We start from the raw sequence: 25,074 nt of genomic DNA, 5'->3' as shown, positions 1-25,074 counted from the left end.
GGTACAGAGTGTGATGAGGTTATTGTGTGTTTTGAGCAAGAATCCCCGGCTCAGAAAGCGCCGGGGAGTGCATGGTTATGCGCCGTAGCGTTCGCACCAGCTCAGGATCGCTTTTTCGAAGCAGGCAAACGGCGGGTGAACAATCCCGGCGCCAATCATGCCGATACCGGCATCTTTATGCGCAATCGCGGTGTTAATCACCGGCAGAATGCCGCTGCTACCGACACGGGTGATGTCGATCGCCGTCGGTATCCCCATAAAGCCCAGTAACGGAATCGTGACGTTCGGGTTTTCACCTAAGGTGATTTCACGCATCTGACGGGAAAAATCGATCGCTTCTTCCACCGTTCCACCGACCAGCGCAACGATGGCCGGTGCCGTGGCCATCGCAAAACCGCCGATACCGTAAGTTTCAGTAATCGCACTGTCGCCGATATCCAGACCAGAGTCTTCCGGCTTGTACCCGGCGAACATTGGGCCAATCACCTGCTGCGCCGGACCGGTAAACCACTGACCTGGCAGACCGCTGACCCGCAGACCAAACTCCACGCCGTTACGCGCCATCGTCGTTACCACCGTGCTGTATTCGATGCCGTGCGCCGCGTCCATTGCCGCTTTACACAGCGCCATCCACGTCGGACCTGAGAAGTAGTCGCTGCTGGCAACAAAGTCGAACACTTCACGCTGTTGTTCAACCGGGTAACCAGCCTGAATGATGCCCGGCGTCAGCGCCTGAATCAGCAGCGTGGTGCCCGCGTTGTTGCGGTTGTGACACTCATCGCCCATATGCAGCGCCTGTGCCAGCATTAAGCGCAGATCGATTTCACCAATAATCTTCATCGCATCGCGCAGCATGGGGCCCTGCACGTCACGCATCCAGTTCAGACGGTCGATCACGCTCTGGTCGTTGGCCCCCATGCGCAGGATCTTCGCCATCTGTTCACTCATGTTGGTGTAGGCAATGTTGCCGTAAGTTTTGTTTTCGACAATGTGCATAAACATGGAAGCAGAGGTGACTCCCGCCATCGAACCGACACAGTCATGCTCGTGGCACGGCGAGAAGGTAATCTCACCGGAGGCCGCCAGTTCGGCCGCCTCATCAATATCTTTTGCCAGCCCTTCAAACACCAACGCGCCGGTGACCGCCCCCTTCATCGCGCCGCACATGTTTTCCCAACTGACCGGTGGACCGGCGTGGAGAATGGTTTTCGACGTCATACCCGGCACGACGTTGATCGCCTGATCAAATCCAGTCAGTACGGGATGAGACTGGATAATTCGCTCCAGCGCCTGCTGATTCGCAGCGGCGATTTTCTCCGCCAGCGGCGAGTTGGCAATGCTGTCCAGCGCATTCACGACCTGCATGTTGCCCTGACCGGGCGGCGTCCAGTCAAGCTGAACGACATCGACATGCTGTTTTTTCAGATCGTCGCTAAACATCGCGATGCCCACGTTGATGACGTTCAGCGGTTGGGTAAACAGTGACTGGCTCATCAGGCTTCCTCCCCTTTGCAGATAAATTCACGCGCCAACAGACCGGTATTGGTGCTGCTGCTTGCCAGGATCACGCCCGCATCGCGTAGCATCTGGCTCTGTTTTTCCAGCGACGGTGTATCGAGATCGGTGCCTAACACATATGCGAGGATCGTAAGTTCACGACCATCCGCGGCGGCGATCGCTTTTGCCTCTTTGATCGCGTCGATCGTGGAACCAACCGGATCCTCGTGCGAGCCAAAGCCGAGCACAAAATCCATCACGATCGCTCCCACTTCCGGATCGCTAGCCTCCTGCAACAGACGGCTGATACGGTTGGTAGGGTCAATCATCGGATGCGGCTTACCGTTGGTGAAGTCATCATCACCAAAGTCGAGGAAAGTGTGCTTAACGCTGTGATTCAGATCTGTCAGGCGAAAGGCCGGATCGGGCTGAATGTTGCTGTAGACGTCAGGGTGTTTTTCCATCACCGCAAACATGGCTTCATCACACAGCGTGCCGCCGCAGAACAGACCGCGAATGTACTTCTGTTGTGGGGTCAGACGCGCGCGAACCTCGGCAATCAGCGTCTCGTTCAGCGGATGCAGGTTTAACGATGCTTTCTTCACGCCGCTCAGCGACACCGCTTTCAGTGCGGCCTCTTTGGTTCCGCGAGCATACTGCAACCCCTGTTCGTCAGCAGGCGGTTCTGCGCGCCCAAGGAAACAGGCAACGACGGGCTTACGACAGGCGCGCGCACGCTCCAGTACCTTATGCGCCACCGCCGGGGCTGGCGGTTTTGAGATTAGCGCGATGATTTCCGTTTCCGGGTCTTCTTCCAGCATCGCGATGGCGTCCAGCATCATCAGGCCGCCGATTTTCTCACTCAGATCGCGTCCGCCGGTGCCAATCAACTGCGAGATGCCACCGCCAAATTCATGAATGCGTACGCTCAGCTCCTGGCTACCGGTACCCGAGGCCCCCACAATGCCGATGTTGCCGCGACGAACCGCGTTGCCAAAGCACAGTGCCGCACCGTTGATAATGGCGGTGCCGCAGTCCGGCCCCATCATGAGCAGTCCTTTCTCATGCGCCAGTTGTTTGAGCGCCAGTTCGTCTTCAACAGAGACGTTGTCAGAAAACAGCATCACGTTCAGATCGTTTTGTAGCGCCTGACGCGCTTCACGGGCAGCAAACAGACCGTTAACCGAAATCACCGCCAGGTTGCTGTCGGGAATATGCTTTTTCGCACTGGCCAGCGTGGCGTAGCGCGCTTCATGCGAGCCACTTTCGGCTTTTTGGGAGAACAACGCCTCAATGGCCGCCAGGGTCCGATCGTTGTCTGCGCCGTCTTTGCCGTTGATCACAATCATCAGGTCGCCGTTTTTCGCCTCAGCCAACTCCGGCGTCAACAACCCCAGATTTTTTAGCACCCCTTTGTTCATCTCGGTCGCCATCGCCACAAATGCCTGTTCGACGCCGTCGAGTTTATTGGCGCGGGTGGAAATGGACATAAGCGACACGGAATCAAAATAGGTATTCTTTTTAATGACTATCTTAACTGACATAATTCCCTCCATATATTTGGCTCAGCGCGCAGGCATCCGCCATGCCATACAGCATGTCGCAACCGGAACTTGAGCCAATATTTTTAATATTGGCAACAGACTGGATAGAAAAGCCGTTGGGTTCATTAATTATGTAGCTAATAAACCCGGCAATATTTTCGCGATAACGTTGTTCAAATGCCGCTTCCAGCGTAATCGCGCTAAGCAGGGTGGTATTTTCCCTGTCCGATTGCAGTGCCGAACAAAATGCCTCCTTGTATTTTTCCGCCGGATGACCCGCAATAAATAAAATAATACTCAGACCGACAAGATAATCGTCTGCGGTGGGTGTCAGGCCAATACCTAACCCCATCATCCGGGTTACCGCGGGCGCAATTCCTGCCCCTTTTCGTATTGCACGTAATAATCTATTCCGCCGAAGCTGTAATTCCTGGCAAATCGCCTGATAAAACGGATTATCTCCGCGCCAGAGAAATAATGTCTCGTTCTCCCGTACCTGTTGATGGATACGTTCGCTCCACCGTTGCCAGGGTATTTGCCGAAAACGTTCGGGACTCAATTGCAGTTTCGGCATATGCCAGTCATGACAGGATGTCGTGTCTATCCATTTGTCATCGCCAACCGTTATCCCTGAAGGATGAAACTGAACCGACTCACCAGGCCGGAACAGACCGTCAAAGTGGGTGAGTGCTAACCGGGCGCTGTTGGGCGCGTTATCATACTCTTCGCACAGCAGCGTCAGTAGTTGGTGCCGCGCCGGGAAATACAGATTGATTGCCCGGGAAAAGACCTGTTCTACCCGTCCCATGCCGCGTTCGCAGAGAAAGCGCGCATCCGCAGTTAGCGCTTGCACACACCGCCGTAATGGGGTGTCAATAGCGTTTCTCCTTTGTCAGGCTCCTGCGGCAATCAGTAATTGGGCGATCGCCTCAAAGCCTTTTTCTCGTGCCAGTTCCAGTGGGGTTTTGCCGTATTTATCCGTCAGATGCGGACTGGCTCCCTTTTCCAGCAGCAAGGCGACTATCGCCTGCTGTGTGGCACCGCCGTCATTCAACACAATGGCTTCCAGTAGCGGTGTCCAGCCCACAAAGTTGGTGTGATTCACATTAATATTCGTCTGCGTTAATAGCTCGTTGACGATATCAAGATGGCCTTTTTCACAGGCGGGAGTTAATCCCACGCCGCCAAAACGCGTTAACCGATTGAGATCGGGCCTGGCCGGTAAAATTAATCGCAAAAGCGTAAGATCGTTATTCAGACAGCTCAGCAAAAAAGGATTTAAACAGGTCTGATCCTGCTGATTGATATCCGCACCGGCGCTAATTAACGCAGCAACACAGTCATATTGCTTATGCAGGCTCGCCAGAATAATGGCCGTCTGGCCCTGGCGGTTACAGGTATTAATATCCACACCCTGTTCCAGACAGGAGGTTAATTTCTTCATATCCCCCTGCTGCGCAGCCATTAGGTAATCTGTCATCAGACTGATATTTGTCATGATCATTCCCCTGATTTTTGTGGCTGTATCTGATGAACTGAGAATAGCAACGAAATTTATAGAAAAGAACCCGCTTAAATTTTATTCGCCATAAGCGGATTAATTATTGAATGGTTTTTAACAATCCTTGCAGACTGTGCTGTAGTGCACTCTTTATTTTTTTGCCGCTATTCCCCTTAACTCAATCGGGTTTTCTTTCTATATAGTTGCCGGACGAAACCATGCTAACCAGACTTTTTACGAGAGGAGATAAAGATGAACGGACTCACCGCAACAGGCATTACTGTCGGCATTTGTGCAGGTCTCTGGCAGATGGTGTCCTCGAGGGTTGGGCTGGCGCCAGGCTGGGAATTACTGGGAACGATCGGCTTTGTCGCGTTTTGCAGTTTCTACGCTGCCGGGGGGAGCAAGGCGGGGTTTGTGAAAAGCTTGTTTGTGAACTACACCGGCGCCGTCTGGGCTTTTCTGGCGGCACTGGCCTCCGGATGGCTGGCTTCCGCCAGCGGGCTTTCGTCGTTCTGGGCAAGCGTGGTCATGACCGTACCGTTTTCCGCCGTCATCGTCTGGCAGGGGCGCTTCTGGTTAACCTCGTTTATCCCTGGCGGTTTCCTTGGCATGACGCTGTTTTTTGCCACCGGGCTGAACTGGACGGTGACGCTACTCGGCTTTTTGGCCGGGAACTGCGTAGGTTTCATCTCGGAATACGCCGGGCGCAAACTGAGTGAGTCCACCTCGAAAGAGCGTGTCTGAGCCCGGCTCAGGTATTAAAAGTTATTCAAAAATGATTGCTCAGTGGCAACTCCAGCCAATACAGTCATCTCCGGGGAGAAGCGACGATCGCTGACCAGAACAGGAACCGGTGCATGAATTCAATTTTTACGGAAGAAAACCTACAGGCCTTTACCACCGCCGCCCGTTTTGGCAGTTTCAGCAAGGCGGCGGAGGAGCTGGGCCTGACGACCTCAGCCATCAGCTATACCATCAAACGAATGGAGGCGGGTCTTGATGTGGTGCTGTTTACCCGCAATACCCGGAGTATTGAACTCACCGAGTCGGGGCGCTACTTTTTCCGCAAGGCCACCGACCTGTTGAACGACTTCCACGCCATCAAGCGCAGCATTGATACTATCGCACAGGGCATTGAGGCACGGGTGCGTATTTGCATTAACCAGCTCTTGTATACGCCAAAGCACACCGCGCGATTGCTCCAGGTGCTGAAGAAGCAGTTTCCGACCTGCCAGATTACGGTCACCACCGAAGTGTATAACGGCGTCTGGGACTCCATCATTAACAACCAGGCCAATATCGCCATCGGCGCGCCCGACACGTTGCTGGACGGCGGCGGTATTGATTACACCGAAATTGGCGCCATTCGCTGGGCATTTGCGATCGCACCGGATCACCCGCTGGCTTTCATGCCTGAGCCGATCGCCGAAAGTCAGCTGCGTCTCTACCCGAACATCATGGTGGAAGATACCGCACATACCATCAATAAAAAGGTGGGCTGGTTGCTGCATGGTCAGGAATCGATTCTCGTGCCGGATTTCAATACCAAATGTCAGTGTCAAATCCTCGGTGAAGGCATCGGTTTTCTACCGGACTACATGGTGCGTGAAGCGGCAGAGGATTCGCTGCTGGTGACGCGGCAGATCCATAACCCACGTCAGGACTCACGGATGTTACTCGCCACCCAGCACTCCGCCACCGGTCAGGTGACCCAGTGGATCAAAAAGGAGTTTGAGCCGCAGGGGATATTAACCGGAATCTATCAGGATTTACTGCATCGGGAAGGCTAAATTAGCCGGACCGCGTAAGCGCATTGTCCGGCATGTTCTCAGGCCCGAATATCGTCATACTCGCGAGTTTTATCAAACTCATGTTTGGCAAACGGGCAAAGAGGGATCACCTTGCGATTTTCGCGACGCATTTTCTCCACCACTTTTGCCACCAGTTGCTTTCCGACCCCTTGCCCCTTGAGGCTGGCATCGACATCGGTATGCTCAATAATGCTTAAATGATCACCCGTTGGAACAAAAACAATTTCAGCGACCTGATTCCCCTGAGCATCATTGACATAGAATTTATTGTGCCCTTCCAGTATTTCCATTTTTCCCTCGCTTATTTAAGACGATATTTCAGCGCCCCGCTTGGGCAGGTATCGATAACCCTGGTCACCGTTGAAGCATCAACTTCATCAGGCATAATCCACGGCTTGCGCTTCAGATTGAAAAGTTTGGCGCTACCGCGTACACAATTTCCGGAGTGCTGACAAATCGCCGTACTGAAGTAGACATCGATTTTTTCGCCGGTATAGACGCGGTAACCCGCATCCTCAAGTTGCTTATCCATGACATTGCCTCATTTTTAGTTTATCCCTTAAGCATAGCGCGTGAATGTCTCCCACCACCACTTTAATGTTAGATGAGTAAATACTCACCCCCTTTATCCTTAAGGATAAAAATCCAGCAATTGCGATATTTTAAATTTTATATTGCGTATTTAATGATATTTAAAGTTATTTGCTCTAATTGACTATTTGATGACAGGTCGGCATAATAATTTATTCAATAATACGATTTAAAAACCCTTGTTTTCATTCAAAAATAATAATCAAGAGGAGTGATTTACAGAAAGGGAACTGCCAGATGACGAGCCTTAAATCAACGTGTTGAAACAGATTTCTACGCCACCTTCTTCACTCTACTAAAATCAGGCTGTCGAAATGAGGTATTTATAAGCGGAATGTCATCGACTAACGCCATCCAGGGACAAAAATACCAGCAGGAGTCACTACGAAATGAACATAATAAGTACACTATATTTATCCACTCCCACACTCCGATGCCTGACAGGTAATCTAACAGGTTGAGTTTTTTGACATAAAACCAACATATACCACTGCGCAGCAATCTGTCCGGGATGAGCGATTAAGAATGTTAGAGGATTCCTCCCCAGATTAAACAGCGTGGCAGAAACCACTGGTTTTGTTAATAAATTGCTTTATTGTCTATATACTTATGTGAAACTACAGAACAAAAACATTAGTTTCATAAATCCAACGGCTTACTGTGTTCACATATAGTATATGTAATACTATGTTCAGAATTTTCTACACTTAAGTCTCTACTATTTATAACTTTCGCTCACCGTGAACCTATATGTACTGGATTATTAACGATAATATTGAATTCAGACCGGACAGTAAAAAGTTAATTTCTGTTACTAATCCGGAAATTAATGTCGTTTTGACAACGCCTGCCAGCCGTTGTCTGCTTTTGCTGCTTGATGCTTCACCAGATGTGGTCACTCAGCAGGAGTTCTTCAAAAAGGTGTGGGAAGATGAAGGGATGCTGGTTCCGGCAAACACGCTTTATCAGAATATCTCGATTGTCCGTCGCGGCCTGCGCGCCGTCGGTGAGACAGACAGAATCCTGGTCGCCACGGTACCGCGCAAAGGGTTTCAAATTGATAAAAGCGTTAAAATCACCCGCGTTGCAGCAACTCAGGCTGATGATGCTGCCCCTGACACGCTACAGGGTGAAGATGAGCTGGACGTGGAGTACCGCACTGATGCCGAGCCAGAGATGACACCTGAAGACTCTGCACTTCCTGCCCATACGATAGCGGTAAGTAAGCACAGCAGATTGCCTCTCTTCGTTGGCATCATCGCCATGGCAGCGGCATTTTTCATTGGTGCAATCGGCATGAACTATGTCTGGCACTTTAGTGATACGAAGCCTTTCTTCGCTGACTATACCTTCGTCGAGCAGGACAAAGGATGTCATTTCTATACCAAGGATGATAGCCATGATAACAAAAACAGTTACGCGCGCTTTAAGTCGCTGATTCTGGAGTCTGGCCTCGATTGCAAAAAATATCCCTGGGTGTACTTCCCGCTGTCACAAACCTCTCCCGGATTAGCAGTCCTTGTTTGCCGCAAGAATTACCTGAAATCAGCCATTCCGGGTTGTATCACACTCTCTTTTCGCGGGGTAGAAGGTGAGTAAAAAAACGATCATGATGATGAGTGCGGTGTTTTTACTCGCGGGTGTGCTCATCGGCGCAATATACAATGTTCTTATGTCTAAACATTACGACAAACAGGAATGTTCGATGTCGCTGGTAGTGTTTAATAAAAACGCACGTGCAAATATTACGCTAAATTACATGTACTCCCTGAAGAATCAGAACGGTATTGTGGCCGTCAGCGGGACCTACATCGAGGATAACAAACTTAAAGGACGAATCAGACGAGATGTCGCCTATAACTGGACAGAAAACCAGGATTCATATCATTTACACTCAACCAGAATCAATAAGTTCGAAATCATCGAGACGCTGTCGGATGAATTATTAGCCGATATTCTGCCTGATTTTTACGTCTATCCCGATAAGAATGTGAGTTACTCTATCCTTAATCAGGGCGTCTACGGGTTCCTGTTTACCATCGGAAAACGCCCCCTGTTGTACTGTGCCCGTTAAACAGGATACCGCCGTCAGCTCTGAGCTTAACAGGGCTGACGCTTTTTAAAGAAATACACTCTCTTCCAGTAAATTCTCTTTGATTAACAACAGGTCGTGGACCTTGTGCCCCCCCAATTTCTTGCACGCGAGATTACGATAGGTGTATACCCGTTTCGTCGGCAAGGCCAATGATTTGGCAATCAGGTTAATATCTTTACCCTGCAGCGATTCACAAATTATCATTTTCTCAACACGATTGAGAACATGGTTCCTGATGACCTCACGCTTTTGCATGCTAACCAGCCGCGTAATAATCATCGTCAGTGACAACAGAGATTGTCGGGCACTGACAATCATGTCGGCATCAAAGATCAATGCGCTTCGCTCAGGATTTAGTATAACCAGCAGCTTACATTTTTTGTTGAGTCTGGTGATTTCCCTGGCACAACATTTGTTGAACAAATTAAGATGCAAAATCACGGTATCGTCGAAAGTGAGTTTTTCAACAGGCAAATGAGGCATGGTTTCTTTCACAATTTCCAGGTTAGCATCTTTTGCCAATAAAACGATTCCGTCCTGCAAATAGGTATTATTGCTTATAATATATATTGTCATCGCTTTACTTCCGTATTAATAATCCATTTAACTTGCCGTTGATTTCCGTTCTGCTATATCATCTGGCGCGGCAATAAAACTATATTAGTAAATAATTGAATAATACAATTAAAAAGTCTTAACTGACGTGATTTTCCTAACCCATTGAAAATATAGATTTTAGTTATACTTCTTAAACGTTCTTAAATGGACAGAAATTCGTCGTCCTCTGTATTCTGCCTCTTTCTCTATGCTATGTTGGGCAACTAGCGAACAGGCGGATGGGATGGAATAACAATGACCAGGCGTATCGATTACCTGATTGAGAAATATCATTTCACTGAAATCAACGAATCGCCGCGCATTACCAGCCAATGGAAAGAAGTCCTGGCGGAGTGCCAGCAAGAGAATGCCGGCGTTGAAGAACGGTTGCGTATTGCGCTGCTCAATGTCGATTATGTGACCAGTTTCGAACTGCCCTTTCGTTTACTGCTCACCCGCACCCCGCAACTGATCGATAAACTGCGGAAAGAATTTGCCCTCACCCAAAAAAATGTGCTGATTAATGATAAGCGCCGTGGGCAGGTTTACAGTATCAGCGCCGATCTCAGCCGCGTCCCCGATGCCTTTCGCTATCGTCTGTCGTCGCGTATTCGCCGTATGGATGAAGAAACAATGACCACGGCGCCCTATCAGCAGGTAGCCAGTCAGACAAAACACCCTGAAGAACGGCTTCGTCTGGCGCTGGAGAGCGGTTTGCAGGTTAATGCCCTCGATGGGCTATTTTGGTTAGGGATCCAGCGAATTGCCGCAGACATACAGCGGCTTCGCGCGTCGGGGATGCCGGTTCAGTCGTCGGATGTCGAAGTGTTCGATTCACTGACCGGGACGCACAGAACCGTGACGGCATACCATCTTTAACCCGTAGTCAGTTCCTGAAAGCGGGCTAAAAAGAGCGCTCGCGCCTGGCGTGGCATCAGCGGATTGACGGTCAGCCGCGTCGTGGGCGACACGCCTGCCAGCATTGGCCAGTCATTTCCGGGATCCAACTTGAGATCGCGCCGCTCAGTCGCCAGCATCATCAGATCCACTTGCTTGATCACTTTGCTCGGTGTGAGAGGAAGATGAAAACGCTGACGAATGGCGTTGTCCAGCCGCGCTTCAATCTCTTTGTACTCAGGAAGCATGCGCTTTAGCGGCGAGGGAAGATCCTGACAATAGGCCTCAGCGGCATCGTGCAGCAGCGCTTCAAGCGCAAACTCCGGCGGCGTTAACTGGCTGCACAGAACCACGTGCTGCGCGACGCTGTAAAATTCAGGCACATGTCCGGCAAAGCGACAGATGTTCGAAAGTGACACAGCGATGTCTTCAATCACGATATGTTCCGGTCGAATATCGCTGTAGTCAATGTGTTGCCCGGTTAAGGTGGCGATAAATTTCATCCGTTCTCCTGCTTCCTTACCGTTTATGCCCGCGTCAGCGGCGCCTGGGCATCCCTGAAGACACTACGTATTTACATTATTTCTGGCTCGCCGTCCATTTGGAAGCGGGCGGCGTATACGTTGCAAAATGCGCAACAATTTCCGGCAAGGAATCGGAGAACAACAGCATATCCACGTAGCTTTGCTTCATAAAACCTTCATCGGCCATTTTCTGCACCATGGCCTGCAACGGTCGATAAAAATCGTTTATGTTATAAAACGCGCAGGGTTTGTTATGGATGCCCAATTGCGCCCACGTCCACTGCTCAAAAATCTCTTCCAGGGTGCCAGCGCCACCGGGTAAGGCGATGAAAGCGGAAGACAACGCTGCCATCCGGTCTTTACGCTGGTGCATATTTTCAACGACCTGCAAATCGGTCAGCCCGGTATGCGCAATTTCACGTTCAACCAAAGACACAGGCATCACACCTGTCACATACCCACCGTGTTGCAGAGCAGAATCCGCCACGGCCCCCATGAGTCCGACCCGACCACCGCCATAAACAATACCCAGTCCAGCCTGAGCCAGAAAGGTTCCGGTTTCGCGAGCGGCCTGCATGTAAACAGGAGAATAGCCTTCAGATGAACCGCAAAAAATACCAATAGACTTCATATCATTTCCTTCAGTCATCACTAAATCCGTGAATCGTCAGCAACGCAATGTCGAAATAGCATAATTCAAAGAGACTCAATACACTATGTGCGTCTGAAAAAGTGAAAGTTCTGACTACAGGCGTTCCAGTAATTACCAGAAATGAGGTATAGCACCCACCGCATGCCGATAGCAGAAAACACAGTGACCCTTTAGAAAATTACGAATAAGTGCCCTTGTACGCACCGGAGTAGTTTCAGCCGTTATTATTCTCTCGCACGCATTTTATTTGTCGCAAAATATTTCATCACCTTTGATATTCTAATTTCAGCGACACTTCCCCATCCGCCTAATATACCCGTACGGTTGCAACTTCCGCAGCTTAAACGGGAACTATTTTGCTTCCAGCTAAATACCCTATGAGCCCTCTGACGTGCTCATTCGATTTATTATGACTATTCTCCCGGTGATTTTTGCAGTATTGTTTAGTTATTGTTGTAGTTCTACAGTGAATGCTAGCGAGGTTGCTATCTTGTTCTTCGTCCCTGGTGACGCCTTTTGCTCATCATTCGGGATGTTCCTGAATGAACGCGATCTTAGAACAGCAATAATTTTTTTGTTTCAGCAAGATAAGCAAGAACACAAGACAAGAGGAGGCGGCCAGTCGATAATGTCACGACGTTATGACGAAACAACATACAGCCATTTTCATTATCCGCTCAAGTCCTTCTGTGGCGATGCAGCGTTGCCTACGATTAACGCCTACCGTGCAGTGCAAATAAAGAATGAGTTAAAACCGGATAAGACCATTGGATTAATGGAAATCAGCAGAATGAGTGCACACCTGCAATCAAAAGGGACCCTAATGAAAAATAGCGCAGATAATAAGAAGAGGAATTTTTTGACTCATAATGAAATAGAGTCGCTTCTCAAAGCAGCAAACACCGGTGCACACGCCACCCGTAATTACTGTCTGACATTATTGTGTTTTATTCATGGATTTCGTGCCAGTGAAATCTGTCGCCTGCAAATTTCAGATATCGATATTAAATCACGATGCATTTATATTCACCGTCTGAAAAAAGGGTTTTCGACAACGCATCCTTTATTAAGTGAAGAAATTCAGGCGTTAAAGAACTGGCTGATTATTCGTGCTACCTATCCTCATTCCAACAGTGAGTGGTTATTTTTATCAAGAAAGGGGAATCCTCTTTCTCGCCAACAGTTTTATCAAATCATTTCAGCCTCGGGCGATCACGCCGGACTGCCGCTTGAAATTCATCCACATATGCTTCGTCACTCTTGCGGTTTTGCGTTAGCCAATATGGGGATTGACACCCGCCTCATCCAGGATTACCTGGGACACCGTAACATTCGCCATACCGTCTGGTACACTGCCAGTAATGCAGGTCGATTTTACGGTATTTGGGATGACGCTAAACTCAAACAGAATAATGCTATTTCACTGTGACATTTTCAACGCCATGGACGGTGTTAAAAAACAATCCACAGAGTATGAAACATTAATAATATTTAACATTATGTTTATTATGCTTATTGTTCACGCATGTTTTTATTTGCGTTAAAATTAGGCAGCTTTATTATATCCTTGTAATTAATCAGGATATATATTTTATCAACATTAACTTTTACTCAAACCATCTTTCGTGGGAACCGCCACCTTCTGCAACTATTTTTCTTTTAAATTTATACACCTGTCTTTATCTACAATCAGTGCTATTGTCGCACCCGATAAAATCAATAAAAATAAGATTTATCATGTGGCAATAATAGCTACATGTGTAAAACTGATGTAATCACAGATTGTGATTAATCCCTCAAATATAATATGCCTTTAACATCGCGGATTATTTTTTGATCGCATGATGTTTTTGCAGGCGTTCACTACCAGAAACATATTTCAGGAGTAATGTATTGTGAATCGACGTCGTTATCTTACCGGCAAAGAAGTGCAAGCCATGATGCTGGCCGCCCGGCATGGGGCAACCGGAGAGCGAGATTATTGCCTTATTTTGCTGGCATTCCGTCACGGCATGCGCATCAGTGAACTCCTCGATCTGCATTATCGCGACCTTGATCTTAACGAGGGTCGAATCAATATCCGTCGACTAAAAAACGGTTTTTCCACCATTCATCCCCTGCGTTTTGATGAGCGTGAGGCCGTTGAACGCTGGAGTCAGGAGCGCGCAGACTGGAGAGGCGCAAGCCGTACTGACGCCGTATTTATCTCCCGCCGGGGAACTCCGCTTTCTCGCCAACAGGCGTATCGTATTATTCGTGCTGCGGGTATTGATGCCGGAACCGTCACCCATACTCACCCCCATATGTTACGTCACGCCTGTGGTTATGAACTTGCTGAAAGGGGAGCAGATACGCGACTGATTCAGGATTATCTTGGTCACCGGAATATTCGCCATACCGTCCGTTATACCGCCAGTAACGCCGCACGTTTCGTCGGATTATGGGAGAGAAGCAGCCTGTTAGAGGTTATTTCACAGGAAAAAAAGAAATAAGATAACTTACTGATATGGAAAGGGAAGTCTGTGAATGAACAGGTCAATTGGGGCCAAACTGTTTATATCATAAAAAAATTTAGTAAAGCTTTGCAACTAACAAGTTAGGAATTATCGAAAAACATTATTTATCTCATTGATTAAAATAGCATTATTCTGAAATTTTTTCATAACCCCCTCTGCCGTTTAAACCCCTCCTCGATTTCTTCGTCTGAATTCCGCCCTGCATCAGTTCGTTTATCAACATACTAAATTTAGTTTTTTATATCACAAAAACACTAAAATTAGACATAAAAAACCACAATAAAAACTTAAAAACGCCATTTCAAGACATTTATCCCAATGAGTCAAAATGGCCCCAATTGTCTCATTAATTGGGCAATAACTGTGCAGAACCGGCAGTCGTCCATTGTGTTGAAACATGGAATGTCTGGAAGGCATAACGACTGCCTATTTGGGTTCGTTATATCGATATTGTTTAAAGGAAAAAAGCATGAAAATCAAAACACTGGCTATCGTTGCTATGTCAGCTCTATCCCTGGCCTCCGCGGCGGCTCTGGCCGATACCACCACAGTAAACGGCGGTACAGTGCATTTTAAAGGGGAAGTCGTTAACGCAGCCTGCGCCGTCGATGCCGGTTCTGTCGAACAAACCGTTCAGCTTGGCCAGGTTCGCTCGGCAAAACTGGCGACTGCGGGCAGCACCAGCTCTTCGGTCGGTTTCAATATCCAGCTTGATGACTGTGATACCAGCGTATCAACCAAAGCCTCTGTCGCGTTCTCTGGCACTGCGATTGATACCACCAATAACACCGTACTGGCGTTGCAGAGCTCCGCAGCCGGTAGCGCAACCAACGTAGGCGTCCAGATCCTCGACAATAAAGGCACCCCACTGGCGCTGGATGGCGCAACCTTTAGCGCCGCGACAACCCTGAACGATGGCACCAACATCATTCCGTTCCAGGCGCGTTACTACGCTACGGGCGCAGCGACGGCTGGTACGGCTAACGCAGACGCGACGTTCAAAGTTCAATACCAGTAATTCATCAGGCAGGGAAGCGACGAGGGCCAGGATGGCCTGTTATCCGCAATGGGACTGAGATGATAACAATGCAAAGGATGAAATCAGGACTGCTGATGCTTTTACTCCCCGCCTGCGCGCTGGCCGGAAACAAATGGAATGTCACGCTACCCGGCGGAAGCATGCGTTTCCAGGGCGTCATCATTGCCGAATCCTGCCGTATAGAGGCGGGCGATCGTCAGATGACGGTGCAAATGGGGCAGATCAGCAGCAATCGATTTCATGCAGCGGGGGAAGATGCCAACCCTGTCCCTTTCGACATTCATCTCCAGGAGTGCAGTACCGCCGTAAGCCAGCGTGTCGGCGTGGCTTTTCACGGCGTAGCCGATGGGAAAAATCCCGATGTCCTTTCCGTAGGCGAAGGACCGGGGATCGCCACCGGTATCGGGATAGCGTTATTTGATCAAGAAGGTAGCCAACTTCCTCTTAACCTTCCACCGGTTAGCGGGTCGCGACTCTACAGCGGACCAACCACTCTGCATTTTGTGGCGAAATATCGTTCTACCGGACGTCAGGTCACCGGAGGCGCCGCCAACGCACAGGCCTGGTTCTCTTTGACCTACCAGTAATTAACCCGCAGAGATATCGAATACAGGAAACTACGGTGAGAACAACAAGGGTAAACATGAAAAAAACACGCACCATGATGCGCAGTCTGTTGGCAGGCGTGCTGATGATAACCGCCATGGGAACCGTCACGCAGGCTGAAGCGGGCGTAGCGTTAGGCGCGACGCGGGTGATTTATCCGGCGGGTCAAAAACAGGTGCAACTGGCGGTCACTAACAATGATGACAACAGTACATATCTGCTCCAGTCATGGGTTGAAAATGCCGAAGGCGTCAAAGACGGACGCTTTGTCGTTACCCCGCCACTGTTTGCCATGCAGGGAAAAAAAGAGAACACCTTACGTATTCTCGACGCGACGAATAATCAGTTGCCCCAGGATCGGGAAAGTCTGTTCTGGATGAATGTCAAAGCGATCCCATCGATGGACAAATCGAAGCTCAGCGAAAACACCCTGCAGTTGGCCATTATCAGCCGCATTAAACTGTATTACCGTCCGACCGGACTCGCGCTGTCGCCGGATCAGGCACCAGAAAAGCTCACCTTTCGCCGTAGCGCAGGTTCGCTGACATTGATCAATCCAACGCCGTACTACCTGACGGTGACTGAACTCAATGCCGGCACCCGAACGCTGGAAAATGCACTCGTCCCACCGATGGGCGAAACCCGCGTGACATTACCCGCCGATGCAGGCAGCGATATTACCTATAAGACCATTAATGACTATGGCGCGCTGACGCCGCGCATGAAAGGCGCAATGCAATAACGAGCAGGGAAACCAGCGTCATCCCTGAATAAAAAAGAACTGACAGCCGGGCGATTTCGAACCGGAGGGACTATGTCATATCTGAAATTTGGACTCGACCGTTTGAGCTCCCGCCGTATACGGCAGTACGCGCCACGTTCGGCTGGCATCATTGCGCAGATCGCTTTTGCCCTTATGCTTGCTTTGCAGACATTCTCCGCACAGGCAGAGATCTATTTTAACCCGCGCTTTCTGGCGGACGATCCGTCTGCCGTCGCGGATCTATCCAGTTTTGAAAAAGGACATGAGCTGCCACCCGGCACGTACCGCGTCGATATCTGGCTGAATGACGGGTATATGACCACCCGCGATGTCGCCTTTCAGGCCGGCGAAAACAGCCGCGAACTGGCACCGTGTCTGACGCGTGGACAGCTTGCGGCGATGGGGCTTAACACCGCATCAGTAAATGGAATGGATGCGCTGGCGGCTGACGCCTGCGTTCCGTTAACAGAGATGATTAAAGACGCGACGGCACGTTTAGACGTCGGACAACAGAAGTTGTACCTGACTATCCCTCAGGCGTTTATGGGTAATCAGGCTCGGGGTTATATTCCGCCGGAACAATGGGATAACGGTATTACGGCGGGATTACTGAACTACAACTTCTCAGGTAACTCAGTTCAGAACGACGTCGGCGGCAACAGCAATTATGCGTATCTGAACCTGCAAAGTGGACTTAACCTTGGCGCGTGGCGTCTGCGCGATAATACCACGTGGAGCTACAGCAGCGGCGGGAGTTCCTCGAGCAACGAAAACAAATGGCAGCACGTCAATACCTGGCTTGAGCGGGATATCACGCCGTTACGCTCACGCCTGACGCTCGGCGATAGCTATACCAACGGCGATGTGTTTGACGGTATTAACTTCCGCGGCGTGCAACTCGCTTCTGATGAGAATATGCTGCCAGACAGCCTGAAAGGTTTCGCCCCGGCGATCCACGGTATTGCTCGCGGTACGGCACAGGTCTCCATTAAACAAAACGGCTATGAGATCTATCACAGCACGGTACCGCCCGGCCCTTTCACCATCAGCGATCTTTATGCCGCGGGTAACGGTGGCGATCTGCAGGTCACTATCAAGGAAACCGACGGGAGCAGCCAGAATTTCACCGTTCCTTACTCCTCGGTTCCGGTGCTGCAACGTGAAGGCCGCACCCGATATGCCGTCACCGCCGGTGAGTATCGTAGCGGTAACAATCAGCAGGAAGAACCGACATTCTTTCAGAGCACCTTACTCCACGGCCTTCCGGCGGGCTGGACCCTTTATGGCGGTACTCAACTGGCGGACCGCTACCGCGCCTTCAACCTGGGGGTGGGGAAAAATATGGGGATATTGGGGGCGCTGTCAGTAGATGTCACTCAGGCCAATGCCACCCTGCCCGATGACAGCAAGCATCAGGGTCAGTCGGTGCGTTTCCTCTATAACAAATCGCTGAGCGACGTTGGCACAAACATTCAGTTGGTGGGCTATCGCTACTCCACGCGCGGCTATTTTAGCTTTGCCGATACCACTTACCGTCGTATGAACGGCTATAGCATTGAAACGCAGGATGGCGTCATTCAGGTACAGCCGAAATTCACGGACTACTACAACCTCGCTTATAACAAGCGCGGCAAAGTGCAGGTGAGTCTGACCCAACAGTTAGGCCGCACTGCCACGTTCTATCTGAGCGGAAGTCACCAGACTTACTGGGGTACCGACAGCGCCGACGAACAGTTGCAAGCCGGGTTGAATACCGCCATCAATGATATCAACTGGACGCTGAGCTACAGTCTGACCAAAAACGCCTGGCAGGAAGGCCGCGATCAGATGCTGGCCATTAACGTCAATATCCCTTTCAGCCACTGGCTGCGGTCGGATAGCCAGTCGATCTGGCGGCACGCCAGCGCCAGCTACAGCATGTCGAACGACCTCAACGGCCGAATGACTAACCTGGCGGGACTGTACGGCACCTTACTGGAAGACAATAACCTCAGCTACAGCGTGCAAACCGGCTACGCAGGCGGTGGGGAAGGTAATAGCGGCAGCACAGGCTATGCCGCATTGAACTACCGCGGCAGTTACGGCAACGCCAACGTCGGCTACAGCCGTAGTGACGGTCTCAAACAGCTCTATTACGGGATGAGCGGTGGCGTACTGGCTCATGCCAACGGCGTCACGCTCAGCCAACCGCTCAATGACACGGTGGTGTTAATAAAGGCTCCTGGCGCTGAGGGCGTGAAAGTTGAAAACCAGACCGGGATACGTACCGACTGGCGGGGTTACGCCGTCCTGCCTTACGCCACTGAGTACCGCGAAAACCGGGTTGCATTGAATACCAATACGCTCGCCGACAATGTTGATCTCGATGATGCCGTCATCAACGTCGTGCCCACGCACGGTGCGATCGTCCGTGCAGAATTTAATGCTCATGTTGGGATGAAACTGCTGATGACGCTCACCCACAACGGCAAACCGGTTCCGTTCGGCGCGATGGTCACCTCCGACAGCAACCAAAGCGGCAGCATCGTCGCCGACAACGGTCTGGTCTATCTGAGCGGCATGCCGCTGGCGGGAAAGGTGCAGGCGAAATGGGGGGATGCCGCGAGCGCCAGCTGCGTGGCGGATTACCGCCTGACCGCAGAGAGCCAGCAACAACGACTCATTCAGCTCACGGCGGCGTGCCGCTAAGGACATGATGATGAAAAAACGTCTTTCTCTGCTGGGTGCCTTTTTCTCGCTGCTTGCTACTCACGCGCTCGCCGCCGACAGCACAATTACGATCAGCGGTTATGTCAGGGATAACGCCTGTGCTGTTGCGGGCGAATCCAAAGATTTTACTGTCGATTTACTGGATAACGCCGCAAAGCAGTTCAGCAGCATCGGAGCGACTACGCCTCCAGTGCCATTTCGTATTGTGCTCTCCCCCTGCGGCAGTTCAGTCACTGCGGTGAAGGTCGGTTTTACTGGTATTCGTGATAACGACAACACCCATTTATTGCAACTCGACAGCGGAAGCTCGGCGGCGGCAGGAATGGGGATCCAGATCCTCAACGGACAGCAGACTGAGCTTCCCATCAATGCCGGATCATCCACCCTGCCCTGGACCACCCTGACGCCCGGTCAGACCAACACGCTGAACTTTTATGCCCGCCTGATGGCGACGCAGATGCCCGTCACGCCAGGGCACGTTAATGCAACAGCGACATTCACTCTTGAATTTCAGTAAGCGGAGGCTCTGATGAGATGGTTTCACCCCGGGTGGCTACTGGCCGTAACACTGGCAGCCCCCTCAGCGCTGCAGGCAGCCGACGTGACCATTACCGTGAACGGAAAAGTGGTTGCGAAACCGTGCACGGTCTCGACCACCAATGCCACCGTCGAGCTTGGCGATCTCTACACCTTCAGTCTGATCTCAGCCGGTTCCACCTCCGCCTGGCATACCGTGGCGCTCGATCTGAGCAACTGCCCGGTTGGCACGTCCCGCGTGACAGCCAGCTTCAGCGGCACGGCCGACAGCACCGGCTATTACAAAAACCAGGGAAGCGCGGGAAATATCCAGCTTGAACTCCAGGATGACAGCGGTAACCGACTGAACACCGGCGCGACAAAGTCTGTTCAGGTGGATGACGCCACACAAAATGCCCGTTTTCCTTTGCAGGTCAGAGCGATATCCGTCAACGGCGGCGCAACGCAGGGAACGATCCAGGCCGTGATTAACGTGACCTATACCTATGCCTGACCAGGAGAGTATGTTAATGAAAAAAATCATCACCCTGTTGACGACGTTGCTACTGTTGGGTTGGTCGGTCAATGCCTGGTCCTTCGCCTGCAAAACCGCGGGCGGGGCAACAATTCCCATCGGCGGCGGCAGCGCTAACGTCTATGTCGACCTTGCGCCCGCGGTAAACGTCGGGCAAAACCTGGTCGTCGATCTCTCGACGCAGATTTTTTGTCATAACGATTATCCCGAAAGCATGACTGACTATGTCACTCTCCAGCAGGGATCCGCTTACGGCGGGGTGTTATCGAGTTTTTCCGGCACCGTAAAATACAACGGTTCCAGCTACCCGTTCCCCACCACCAGCGAAACCGCACGGATGATCTATGACTCGAAAACCGATAAACCCTGGCCGACGGTACTGTATCTGACGCCAATCAGCTCTGCCGGCGGCGTGGCGATTACCTCCGGTACGCTGATTGCCAAACTGATCCTCCGCCAGACCAACAGCAAAAACAATGACGACTTCCAGTTCGTCTGGAATATCTACGCCAACAATAATGTGGTCATTCCTACCGGCGGCTGCGACGTCTCCGCCCGCGACGTGACGGTGACCCTGCCTGACTACCCCGGGTCTATGCCCATCCCATTGACCGTTTACTGCGCGCAAAGCCAACGACTGGCGTATTACCTCTCCGGGACGACGGCGGATCCCGCCAGTTCGATCTTCACCAATACCGCGTCGTCCTCACCGGCGCTGGGTGTTGGCGTCCAGCTCACGCGCAACGGCAGCATCGTCCCCACCAACAGCACCGTGTCATTAGGGACGGTCAGCACCTCTGCCGTGAGCCTTGGCTTAACGGCCAATTACGCACGAACCAGCGGACAGGTGACGGCGGGCAATGTGCAGTCAATCATCGGGGTGACGTTTGTTTATCAGTGAGGCGGGAAGGCCTGCGATGGACTACATTCTATCGCCCTGCCTCTATGCTGCCGAAGGACTCGCCGGGATAATGGCGCCAGACCGCCAGCAGTTGACGCAGTTGAACGCACAGTCGCTGGACGTTTCGACGCTGCCCACTCTGCCGCCAGCACGTCGAATCGTAGTGTTTCTTCCTGACGATCCCCTTGTGTTGCTCACTACTCTGCAGCAAGCGGCGGATCTGCTTGACCATGCCGCCGCGCCCCTGCCAATGCTCATCCTTAGCCGCTGTCCCGATCGTTGGTTGTGGCACACACTGGGACATCTTGTTACGCATCGCAGTGTCCTTACCGAAATCCGGTTCGCCGCCTCTGACTTACCCACTCGCTGCATTGCGGCGCAGTTGCGTGGTCACGGATTTCAGTCCCCTCCTTTTCTGACACAACGGGAAGAAAAAGAGCGGCTGGTCTATGGCAAACCTGCTGTTGGTCTCAGCAAACCTGAACTAAACGCCATTCTGGATTTGTTGCACGGACACAACATCATGGAACGCGCACAACAGCGTGGTATCAGCCAAAAAACGCTTTACAACCAGAGGACATCAGGACTCAAAAAGATGGCAGAACATCACCCCAGACTGGCAGCACACTTTCCCGGTAATCCAGAGACCCGGCAGAACAGAAGCGGCAGCGATGCGCTCTCATCTTTCGAACGCGAGTTCGTCCATGCCATCCATTGCCGGCATATCTTCCCGGTATTTCAACCGATTGTTGATAGCAACCATCGTTTACAAGGGATGGAAATTCTCTCACGCTGGCGCCGCGATGGGACGATCCTGCAACCCGGTGCATTTTTGCCACAGATACGCGCCGAATACGCCTGGCAGGTACTGACCGCGTTTGTTTTGCAGGAAGCCATACAGAGAATCAACCAGCATCCCGGGGACTTTTATTTCTCACTGAACATCCCTGCCGCCATTGCCGGTCATGAATGCCTTCCACGAATGTTGAAAACCGCAAAACAGCAACTTTATCCGCCGCAGCGAACAGACAGGCTGGTACTGGAATTTGCTGAAACCATTGAGTTCAGTAAAAGGGAAAAAATCGCGGCGAACGTCGACGAATTAAAACGGCTCGGCTTTCGTATTATGCTGGATGACTGTTTTTCACAAGGCAGCGTGATGTTTCCTGTCAGGCAGATCCAGTTTAGCGAATACAAACTGGACAGGTGTATTATCAATGATATGCAACGCGATCCGCACGCTCTGGCGCTGATAAAAAGCCTGAACTATTACTGTACGTTGACCGGTAGTCGCTGTGTTGCCGAAGGGGTGGACAGTGCAGAGAAATTTGCCCTATTGAAAGCATTAGGTATCGATCGCTTTCAGGGATATCTCATCTCCCCGCCGGTAGGCGGGGAGATGGTTGAAAAGTTTATGGACAACAACATCTCTTTCTGATCATACCTGCTTTTCGCCTGCACGATAGCCTTCGAATCTGACCATTTCAGGCGGTAAACCTACTCGTCAAATAGACAGAAATATCGACTGTTGTGGGATAAGTCCATTTTGTCAGGCAACGAGGCAGGCTATACTTATTCCAACACTCATCTCAGAGGCAGCAACTGGCGTGAAGGATATGTATTACAACGATGCAGGGATCAATGCGTTAATCCAGAATGAACTGAATGAGTTCATTAAAGACTACAAGAATACGGTCTACGCCTATGCGATTATGAACAAGAAAGATCCCTCGCAAATGCAGATTATCAATAATAATCCTGAGTGGTTTGACATCTACCTTGAAAGAAAATATCAGTTTATTGACCCTGTTATTATCAGGGCATTAAGTAGCGTTGAAGATTTTTTCTGGGAGAACAAGGTATTACTGGCGACCGGTTATAATCTTACACGCATTTTCAGCGAAAGTTCTGAACACAATATTTTTCAGGGGCAGACGTTTCCCTTGCACGACTATCTGAATAATCTTGTTGTGTTATCCATCATCAGCCAAAAGGATTCAGGTATTGAGATGGAAAGCTGCCGCGCAAATTTTATGCATTTTCTCATTCAGTTACATCAGAAGACACTCGATCTCTACAGTAAAGTCCATCAGAAAAAGAACGTTTTTTTATCGCCGCGTGAACGACAGATTTTGAAATGGGTCAGTGCAGGTAAAACGTATGCGGAAGTCTCGGTTATTTTATCCATTGCTGAACGAACCGTGAAATTTCATATGAGTAATGCGATGAAAAAACTGGGCGTAAACAACGCCAGACATGCGGTTAAACTTGGAATGGAGCTCAGATTACTGGACAACTGAACTCCGTGCGGGATTACATACGGCGAAGTTGTTGAAGTATCTCACGGAGCCAGTGACTGGCTTTGTCTTTGCTGATGATGCTTTCGATCGCGCTTTCACTTGCCGGCATAAAAATATAGTAGATAGTTTCACCTTTCTCAGAAAGACCTTTCTGAATTACGTCGATTTTCCAGTTTGCATGCCGAAATATGGCATACATGCCGCGACTGGCAACGGCGTACATCCCCCGATACTGCTTTTTCATGCAATAGACGATCATCGCAAGGAACAGTGCTTTACTGGCGGGCATCCCGCGAAGATTTCCGGAATCACGTCGGGCTTTATCCAAAAACAGACGGCTCACTTCGCAACAGGGAATATCCGTGGGGAGGGCGATATTATCAAAGTACTCATGGAATATTTCGCTGATCATCGTCGGTTGCATGGCATCGATAAAACGGGCGCCGCACAGGAGTTCTCCCTCATGCATACCTAAAAGGTACGTCGTATTTTCGTTATCAAATTGATCCTTTTCCAGGCCATCAATGCATTCCACTTTCCAGTCGAGTCGCTCACGAAATGTCCGGTTTCGCAGTCGGTAGAGTTCAGTGGCAAAACCTGACGGCAACTCATCGCGATCAAGCAAAAAAAACTCAACAATAGAGTTCATTTATTCATTCCTGATAATAACATTCCGAAATTATTATCCCCTGTCTTTTAGGACAGCTTTTTTTTAGTCCGGGTCTTCCTTATACTTAAAAAATACCTGACTAATAGCGCTCGCGGCACATACTAGTCAGGCGGTCAAAGACCAACGTAACACCAGGGATAAATCCACCCGAGATTATCTAACATTTAGTTCCTCGGGTACAGAATGCAATAAGCACTTAATCAATAAAAAACCATTAAAATACGACAAATATCAAATATTCACCCTTATTATATTGCCCCTTGTATTTTCAAGGGGTAATATTTAGGGTTGCATTAGTTCAAAAATTCAATTCTGTCTTAGATATTGATGAATCTCTATCTCAACAGCGTGCAGGCATTCAGGTTGTAATCGTGTATCAGGGAAGAACAGGTATATAACCCTTCCTCCGACAGCCAGAAGAGCCGTCGGGGAATGATCCCCTTCGCTTCTCATTCGGATGAATAATCACGCAGAACGTGCGCGACACGGATTCGGTAAAAAGAAAATATCGACTCCCGTCCTTCCATCTGCGCTGCCCGGTGTTTCATATTGTTCTTCCACACCGCAACCGCCTCGTCGCTCTCCCACCATGAGAGCGATAAAATCTTTCCTTCCGTACTCAGGCTTTTGAAACGCTCAATCGAGATAAAACCCGCAATATTAACGAGTTCCGCCCTGAGTTCAGCGGCAAGTTGTAAATATCGTTCCTGCTGAGCCGGCACCGCTTCCGCTTCAAAAATTACCGCTATCATAACAACCTCCAGGGTTAGCATTTCCGCCACTATAGAGGGTAATACCCGACAGTAC

The 25,074-nt window shown here is 50.3% G+C and carries 27 protein-coding genes; 16 read left to right on the top strand and 11 right to left on the bottom strand.

Annotation, left to right across the window (positions count from 1 at the left end):
* Positions 1-75 precede the first annotated feature (75 nt).
* From I6L53_RS04210 to I6L53_RS04195, 4 genes are read right to left on the bottom strand one after another with little or no spacing between them, the layout of a single operon-like run.
* Entirely contained in the window at positions 76-1,494 is a 1,419-nt protein-coding gene (locus I6L53_RS04210; protein WP_042322349.1) for a YlbE family protein, read from the bottom strand.
* Positions 1,494-3,041 carry an acyl-CoA synthetase FdrA gene (fdrA, locus tag I6L53_RS04205; protein ID WP_042322346.1) on the bottom strand — a complete coding sequence of 516 codons (1,548 nt, stop codon included), beginning with the start codon at positions 3,039-3,041 and terminating at the stop codon, positions 1,494-1,496. Before fdrA ends, I6L53_RS04210 begins: the two co-directional genes overlap by 1 nt.
* Complete coding sequence (locus I6L53_RS04200; RefSeq protein WP_042322343.1) at positions 3,031-3,894, bottom strand: oxamate carbamoyltransferase subunit AllH family protein; 864 nt, start codon at positions 3,892-3,894, stop codon at positions 3,031-3,033. Before I6L53_RS04200 ends, fdrA begins: the two co-directional genes overlap by 11 nt.
* 39 nt (positions 3,895-3,933) lie before the next feature.
* Positions 3,934-4,539, bottom strand: a complete 606-nt coding sequence (locus I6L53_RS04195; protein ID WP_042322341.1) for an ankyrin repeat domain-containing protein — start codon at positions 4,537-4,539, stop codon at positions 3,934-3,936.
* Between the two features lie 255 nt (positions 4,540-4,794).
* Between I6L53_RS04195 and I6L53_RS04190 the strand changes: the two genes are divergently transcribed.
* A complete protein-coding gene (locus I6L53_RS04190) occupies positions 4,795-5,289 on the top strand; it encodes a DUF1097 domain-containing protein (RefSeq protein ID WP_042322338.1) in 495 nt (164 codons plus the stop codon).
* Positions 5,290-5,402: 113 nt separating this feature from the next.
* On the top strand, positions 5,403-6,335 hold the full coding sequence (locus tag I6L53_RS04185; protein ID WP_042322335.1) for a LysR substrate-binding domain-containing protein: 933 nt from the start codon (positions 5,403-5,405) through the stop codon (positions 6,333-6,335).
* Positions 6,336-6,373: 38 nt separating this feature from the next.
* Here the strand turns inward: I6L53_RS04185 and I6L53_RS04180 are convergent, their stop codons facing one another.
* Together I6L53_RS04180 and yjdI are read right to left on the bottom strand one after the other, a co-directional pair.
* The gene (locus I6L53_RS04180; protein ID WP_042322332.1) at positions 6,374-6,646 is read right to left on the bottom strand and encodes a GNAT family N-acetyltransferase; all 273 of its coding nucleotides are present in this window, start codon (positions 6,644-6,646) and stop codon (positions 6,374-6,376) included.
* An 11-nt stretch (positions 6,647-6,657) separates the two neighbouring features.
* Positions 6,658-6,888, bottom strand: coding sequence for a 4Fe-4S mono-cluster protein YjdI (yjdI, locus tag I6L53_RS04175; protein WP_042322328.1), 231 nt, complete (start codon positions 6,886-6,888; stop codon positions 6,658-6,660).
* Between the two features lie 809 nt (positions 6,889-7,697).
* On the opposite strand from yjdI, the gene I6L53_RS04170 reads away from it, so the two are divergent.
* Complete coding sequence (locus I6L53_RS04170; protein ID WP_042322326.1) at positions 7,698-8,546, top strand: winged helix-turn-helix domain-containing protein; 849 nt, start codon at positions 7,698-7,700, stop codon at positions 8,544-8,546.
* Positions 8,539-9,021, top strand: coding sequence for a hypothetical protein (locus I6L53_RS04165; RefSeq protein WP_084196623.1), 483 nt, complete (start codon positions 8,539-8,541; stop codon positions 9,019-9,021). Before I6L53_RS04170 ends, I6L53_RS04165 begins: the two co-directional genes overlap by 8 nt.
* A gap of 45 nt (positions 9,022-9,066) precedes the next feature.
* Here the strand turns inward: I6L53_RS04165 and I6L53_RS04160 are convergent, their stop codons facing one another.
* Positions 9,067-9,618, bottom strand: coding sequence for a hypothetical protein (locus I6L53_RS04160; RefSeq protein WP_042322322.1), 552 nt, complete (start codon positions 9,616-9,618; stop codon positions 9,067-9,069).
* Between the two features lie 276 nt (positions 9,619-9,894).
* Between I6L53_RS04160 and I6L53_RS04155 the strand changes: the two genes are divergently transcribed.
* Complete coding sequence (locus I6L53_RS04155; RefSeq protein WP_042322319.1) at positions 9,895-10,518, top strand: ECs1377 family protein; 624 nt, start codon at positions 9,895-9,897, stop codon at positions 10,516-10,518.
* Here the strand turns inward: I6L53_RS04155 and I6L53_RS04150 are convergent.
* Positions 10,515-11,039 carry an HD domain-containing protein gene (locus I6L53_RS04150; RefSeq protein WP_042322315.1) on the bottom strand — a complete coding sequence of 175 codons (525 nt, stop codon included), beginning with the start codon at positions 11,037-11,039 and terminating at the stop codon, positions 10,515-10,517. The two genes, I6L53_RS04155 and I6L53_RS04150, sit on opposite strands and share 4 nt — an antisense overlap.
* A gap of 76 nt (positions 11,040-11,115) precedes the next feature.
* Complete coding sequence (locus I6L53_RS04145) at positions 11,116-11,691, bottom strand: LOG family protein (protein ID WP_042322313.1); 576 nt, start codon at positions 11,689-11,691, stop codon at positions 11,116-11,118.
* A gap of 844 nt (positions 11,692-12,535) precedes the next feature.
* On the opposite strand from I6L53_RS04145, the gene I6L53_RS04140 reads away from it, so the two are divergent.
* The 11 genes from I6L53_RS04140 to I6L53_RS04090 all read left to right on the top strand — a co-directional run bounded on the left by I6L53_RS04140 (position 12,536) and on the right by I6L53_RS04090 (position 23,597).
* The gene (locus tag I6L53_RS04140) at positions 12,536-13,141 is read left to right on the top strand and encodes a tyrosine-type DNA invertase (protein WP_042322310.1); all 606 of its coding nucleotides are present in this window, start codon (positions 12,536-12,538) and stop codon (positions 13,139-13,141) included.
* Positions 13,142-13,607: 466 nt separating this feature from the next.
* A complete protein-coding gene (locus I6L53_RS04135; RefSeq protein WP_042322306.1) occupies positions 13,608-14,204 on the top strand; it encodes a tyrosine-type DNA invertase in 597 nt (198 codons plus the stop codon).
* A 493-nt stretch (positions 14,205-14,697) separates the two neighbouring features.
* Positions 14,698-15,246, top strand: coding sequence for a type 1 fimbrial major subunit FimA (gene fimA / locus I6L53_RS04130; RefSeq protein ID WP_042322303.1), 549 nt, complete (start codon positions 14,698-14,700; stop codon positions 15,244-15,246).
* Between the two features lie 68 nt (positions 15,247-15,314).
* Complete coding sequence (fimI, locus tag I6L53_RS04125; RefSeq protein ID WP_042322300.1) at positions 15,315-15,854, top strand: type 1 fimbrial minor subunit FimI; 540 nt, start codon at positions 15,315-15,317, stop codon at positions 15,852-15,854.
* A 56-nt stretch (positions 15,855-15,910) separates the two neighbouring features.
* Entirely contained in the window at positions 15,911-16,615 is a 705-nt protein-coding gene (locus tag I6L53_RS04120; RefSeq protein WP_042322297.1) for a fimbria/pilus periplasmic chaperone, read from the top strand.
* Between the two features lie 72 nt (positions 16,616-16,687).
* The gene (locus tag I6L53_RS04115; protein WP_042322294.1) at positions 16,688-19,324 is read left to right on the top strand and encodes a fimbrial biogenesis usher protein; all 2,637 of its coding nucleotides are present in this window, start codon (positions 16,688-16,690) and stop codon (positions 19,322-19,324) included.
* A gap of 7 nt (positions 19,325-19,331) precedes the next feature.
* Positions 19,332-19,862 carry a type 1 fimbrial adaptor subunit FimF gene (gene fimF / locus I6L53_RS04110; protein ID WP_094465706.1) on the top strand — a complete coding sequence of 177 codons (531 nt, stop codon included), beginning with the start codon at positions 19,332-19,334 and terminating at the stop codon, positions 19,860-19,862.
* 12 nt (positions 19,863-19,874) lie between these two features.
* On the top strand, positions 19,875-20,375 hold the full coding sequence (fimG, locus tag I6L53_RS04105) for a type 1 fimbrial minor subunit FimG (protein ID WP_042322290.1): 501 nt from the start codon (positions 19,875-19,877) through the stop codon (positions 20,373-20,375).
* Positions 20,376-20,391: 16 nt separating this feature from the next.
* Positions 20,392-21,297 (top strand): fimbrial protein, encoded by a 906-nt coding sequence (locus I6L53_RS04100; protein WP_042322287.1) that lies wholly within the window; start codon positions 20,392-20,394, stop codon positions 21,295-21,297.
* A gap of 16 nt (positions 21,298-21,313) precedes the next feature.
* Positions 21,314-22,735, top strand: a complete 1,422-nt coding sequence (locus tag I6L53_RS04095) for an EAL domain-containing protein (RefSeq protein ID WP_042322286.1) — start codon at positions 21,314-21,316, stop codon at positions 22,733-22,735.
* Between the two features lie 178 nt (positions 22,736-22,913).
* Positions 22,914-23,597 carry a LuxR family transcriptional regulator gene (locus tag I6L53_RS04090; protein ID WP_232231097.1) on the top strand — a complete coding sequence of 228 codons (684 nt, stop codon included), beginning with the start codon at positions 22,914-22,916 and terminating at the stop codon, positions 23,595-23,597.
* Positions 23,598-23,610: 13 nt separating this feature from the next.
* Here I6L53_RS04090 and I6L53_RS04085 read toward each other — a convergent pair whose 3' ends face one another.
* Together I6L53_RS04085 and I6L53_RS04080 are read right to left on the bottom strand one after the other, a co-directional pair.
* On the bottom strand, positions 23,611-24,246 hold the full coding sequence (locus I6L53_RS04085) for an acyl-homoserine-lactone synthase (RefSeq protein ID WP_052425408.1): 636 nt from the start codon (positions 24,244-24,246) through the stop codon (positions 23,611-23,613).
* Between the two features lie 470 nt (positions 24,247-24,716).
* On the bottom strand, positions 24,717-25,019 hold the full coding sequence (locus tag I6L53_RS04080) for an antibiotic biosynthesis monooxygenase family protein (protein WP_042322280.1): 303 nt from the start codon (positions 25,017-25,019) through the stop codon (positions 24,717-24,719).
* Positions 25,020-25,074 lie beyond the last annotated feature (55 nt).

It is taken from the genome of Citrobacter farmeri, from assembly GCF_019048065.1.
Lineage (GTDB): Bacteria > Pseudomonadota > Gammaproteobacteria > Enterobacterales > Enterobacteriaceae > Citrobacter_A > Citrobacter_A farmeri.
This window is presented reverse-complemented; position numbering and strand designations above follow the sequence as displayed.

Bases quoted from the DNA above. Each gene is read 5' to 3' on its own strand.
- I6L53_RS04210 (WP_042322349.1), bottom strand. From the start codon at position 1,494: ATGAGCCAGTCACTGTTTACCCAACCGCTGAACGTCATCAACGTGGGC.
- fdrA (WP_042322346.1), bottom strand. From the start codon at position 3,041: ATGTCAGTTAAGATAGTCATTAAAAAGAATACCTATTTTGATTCCGTG.
- I6L53_RS04195 (WP_042322341.1), bottom strand. From the start codon at position 4,539: ATGACAAATATCAGTCTGATGACAGATTACCTAATGGCTGCGCAGCAG.
- I6L53_RS04190 (WP_042322338.1), top strand. From the start codon at position 4,795: ATGAACGGACTCACCGCAACAGGCATTACTGTCGGCATTTGTGCAGGT.
- I6L53_RS04185 (WP_042322335.1), top strand. From the start codon at position 5,403: ATGAATTCAATTTTTACGGAAGAAAACCTACAGGCCTTTACCACCGCC.
- I6L53_RS04180 (WP_042322332.1), bottom strand. From the start codon at position 6,646: ATGGAAATACTGGAAGGGCACAATAAATTCTATGTCAATGATGCTCAG.
- yjdI (WP_042322328.1), bottom strand. From the start codon at position 6,888: ATGGATAAGCAACTTGAGGATGCGGGTTACCGCGTCTATACCGGCGAA.
- I6L53_RS04170 (WP_042322326.1), top strand. From the start codon at position 7,698: ATGTACTGGATTATTAACGATAATATTGAATTCAGACCGGACAGTAAA.
- I6L53_RS04160 (WP_042322322.1), bottom strand. From the start codon at position 9,618: ATGACAATATATATTATAAGCAATAATACCTATTTGCAGGACGGAATC.
- I6L53_RS04155 (WP_042322319.1), top strand. From the start codon at position 9,895: ATGACCAGGCGTATCGATTACCTGATTGAGAAATATCATTTCACTGAA.
- I6L53_RS04150 (WP_042322315.1), bottom strand. From the start codon at position 11,039: ATGAAATTTATCGCCACCTTAACCGGGCAACACATTGACTACAGCGAT.
- I6L53_RS04145 (WP_042322313.1), bottom strand. From the start codon at position 11,691: ATGAAGTCTATTGGTATTTTTTGCGGTTCATCTGAAGGCTATTCTCCT.
- I6L53_RS04140 (WP_042322310.1), top strand. From the start codon at position 12,536: ATGAAAAATAGCGCAGATAATAAGAAGAGGAATTTTTTGACTCATAAT.
- fimA (WP_042322303.1), top strand. From the start codon at position 14,698: ATGAAAATCAAAACACTGGCTATCGTTGCTATGTCAGCTCTATCCCTG.
- fimI (WP_042322300.1), top strand. From the start codon at position 15,315: ATGCAAAGGATGAAATCAGGACTGCTGATGCTTTTACTCCCCGCCTGC.
- I6L53_RS04120 (WP_042322297.1), top strand. From the start codon at position 15,911: ATGAAAAAAACACGCACCATGATGCGCAGTCTGTTGGCAGGCGTGCTG.
- I6L53_RS04115 (WP_042322294.1), top strand. From the start codon at position 16,688: ATGTCATATCTGAAATTTGGACTCGACCGTTTGAGCTCCCGCCGTATA.
- fimF (WP_094465706.1), top strand. From the start codon at position 19,332: ATGATGAAAAAACGTCTTTCTCTGCTGGGTGCCTTTTTCTCGCTGCTT.
- fimG (WP_042322290.1), top strand. From the start codon at position 19,875: ATGAGATGGTTTCACCCCGGGTGGCTACTGGCCGTAACACTGGCAGCC.
- I6L53_RS04100 (WP_042322287.1), top strand. From the start codon at position 20,392: ATGAAAAAAATCATCACCCTGTTGACGACGTTGCTACTGTTGGGTTGG.
- I6L53_RS04095 (WP_042322286.1), top strand. From the start codon at position 21,314: ATGGACTACATTCTATCGCCCTGCCTCTATGCTGCCGAAGGACTCGCC.
- I6L53_RS04090 (WP_232231097.1), top strand. From the start codon at position 22,914: ATGTATTACAACGATGCAGGGATCAATGCGTTAATCCAGAATGAACTG.
- I6L53_RS04085 (WP_052425408.1), bottom strand. From the start codon at position 24,246: ATGAACTCTATTGTTGAGTTTTTTTTGCTTGATCGCGATGAGTTGCCG.
- I6L53_RS04080 (WP_042322280.1), bottom strand. From the start codon at position 25,019: ATGATAGCGGTAATTTTTGAAGCGGAAGCGGTGCCGGCTCAGCAGGAA.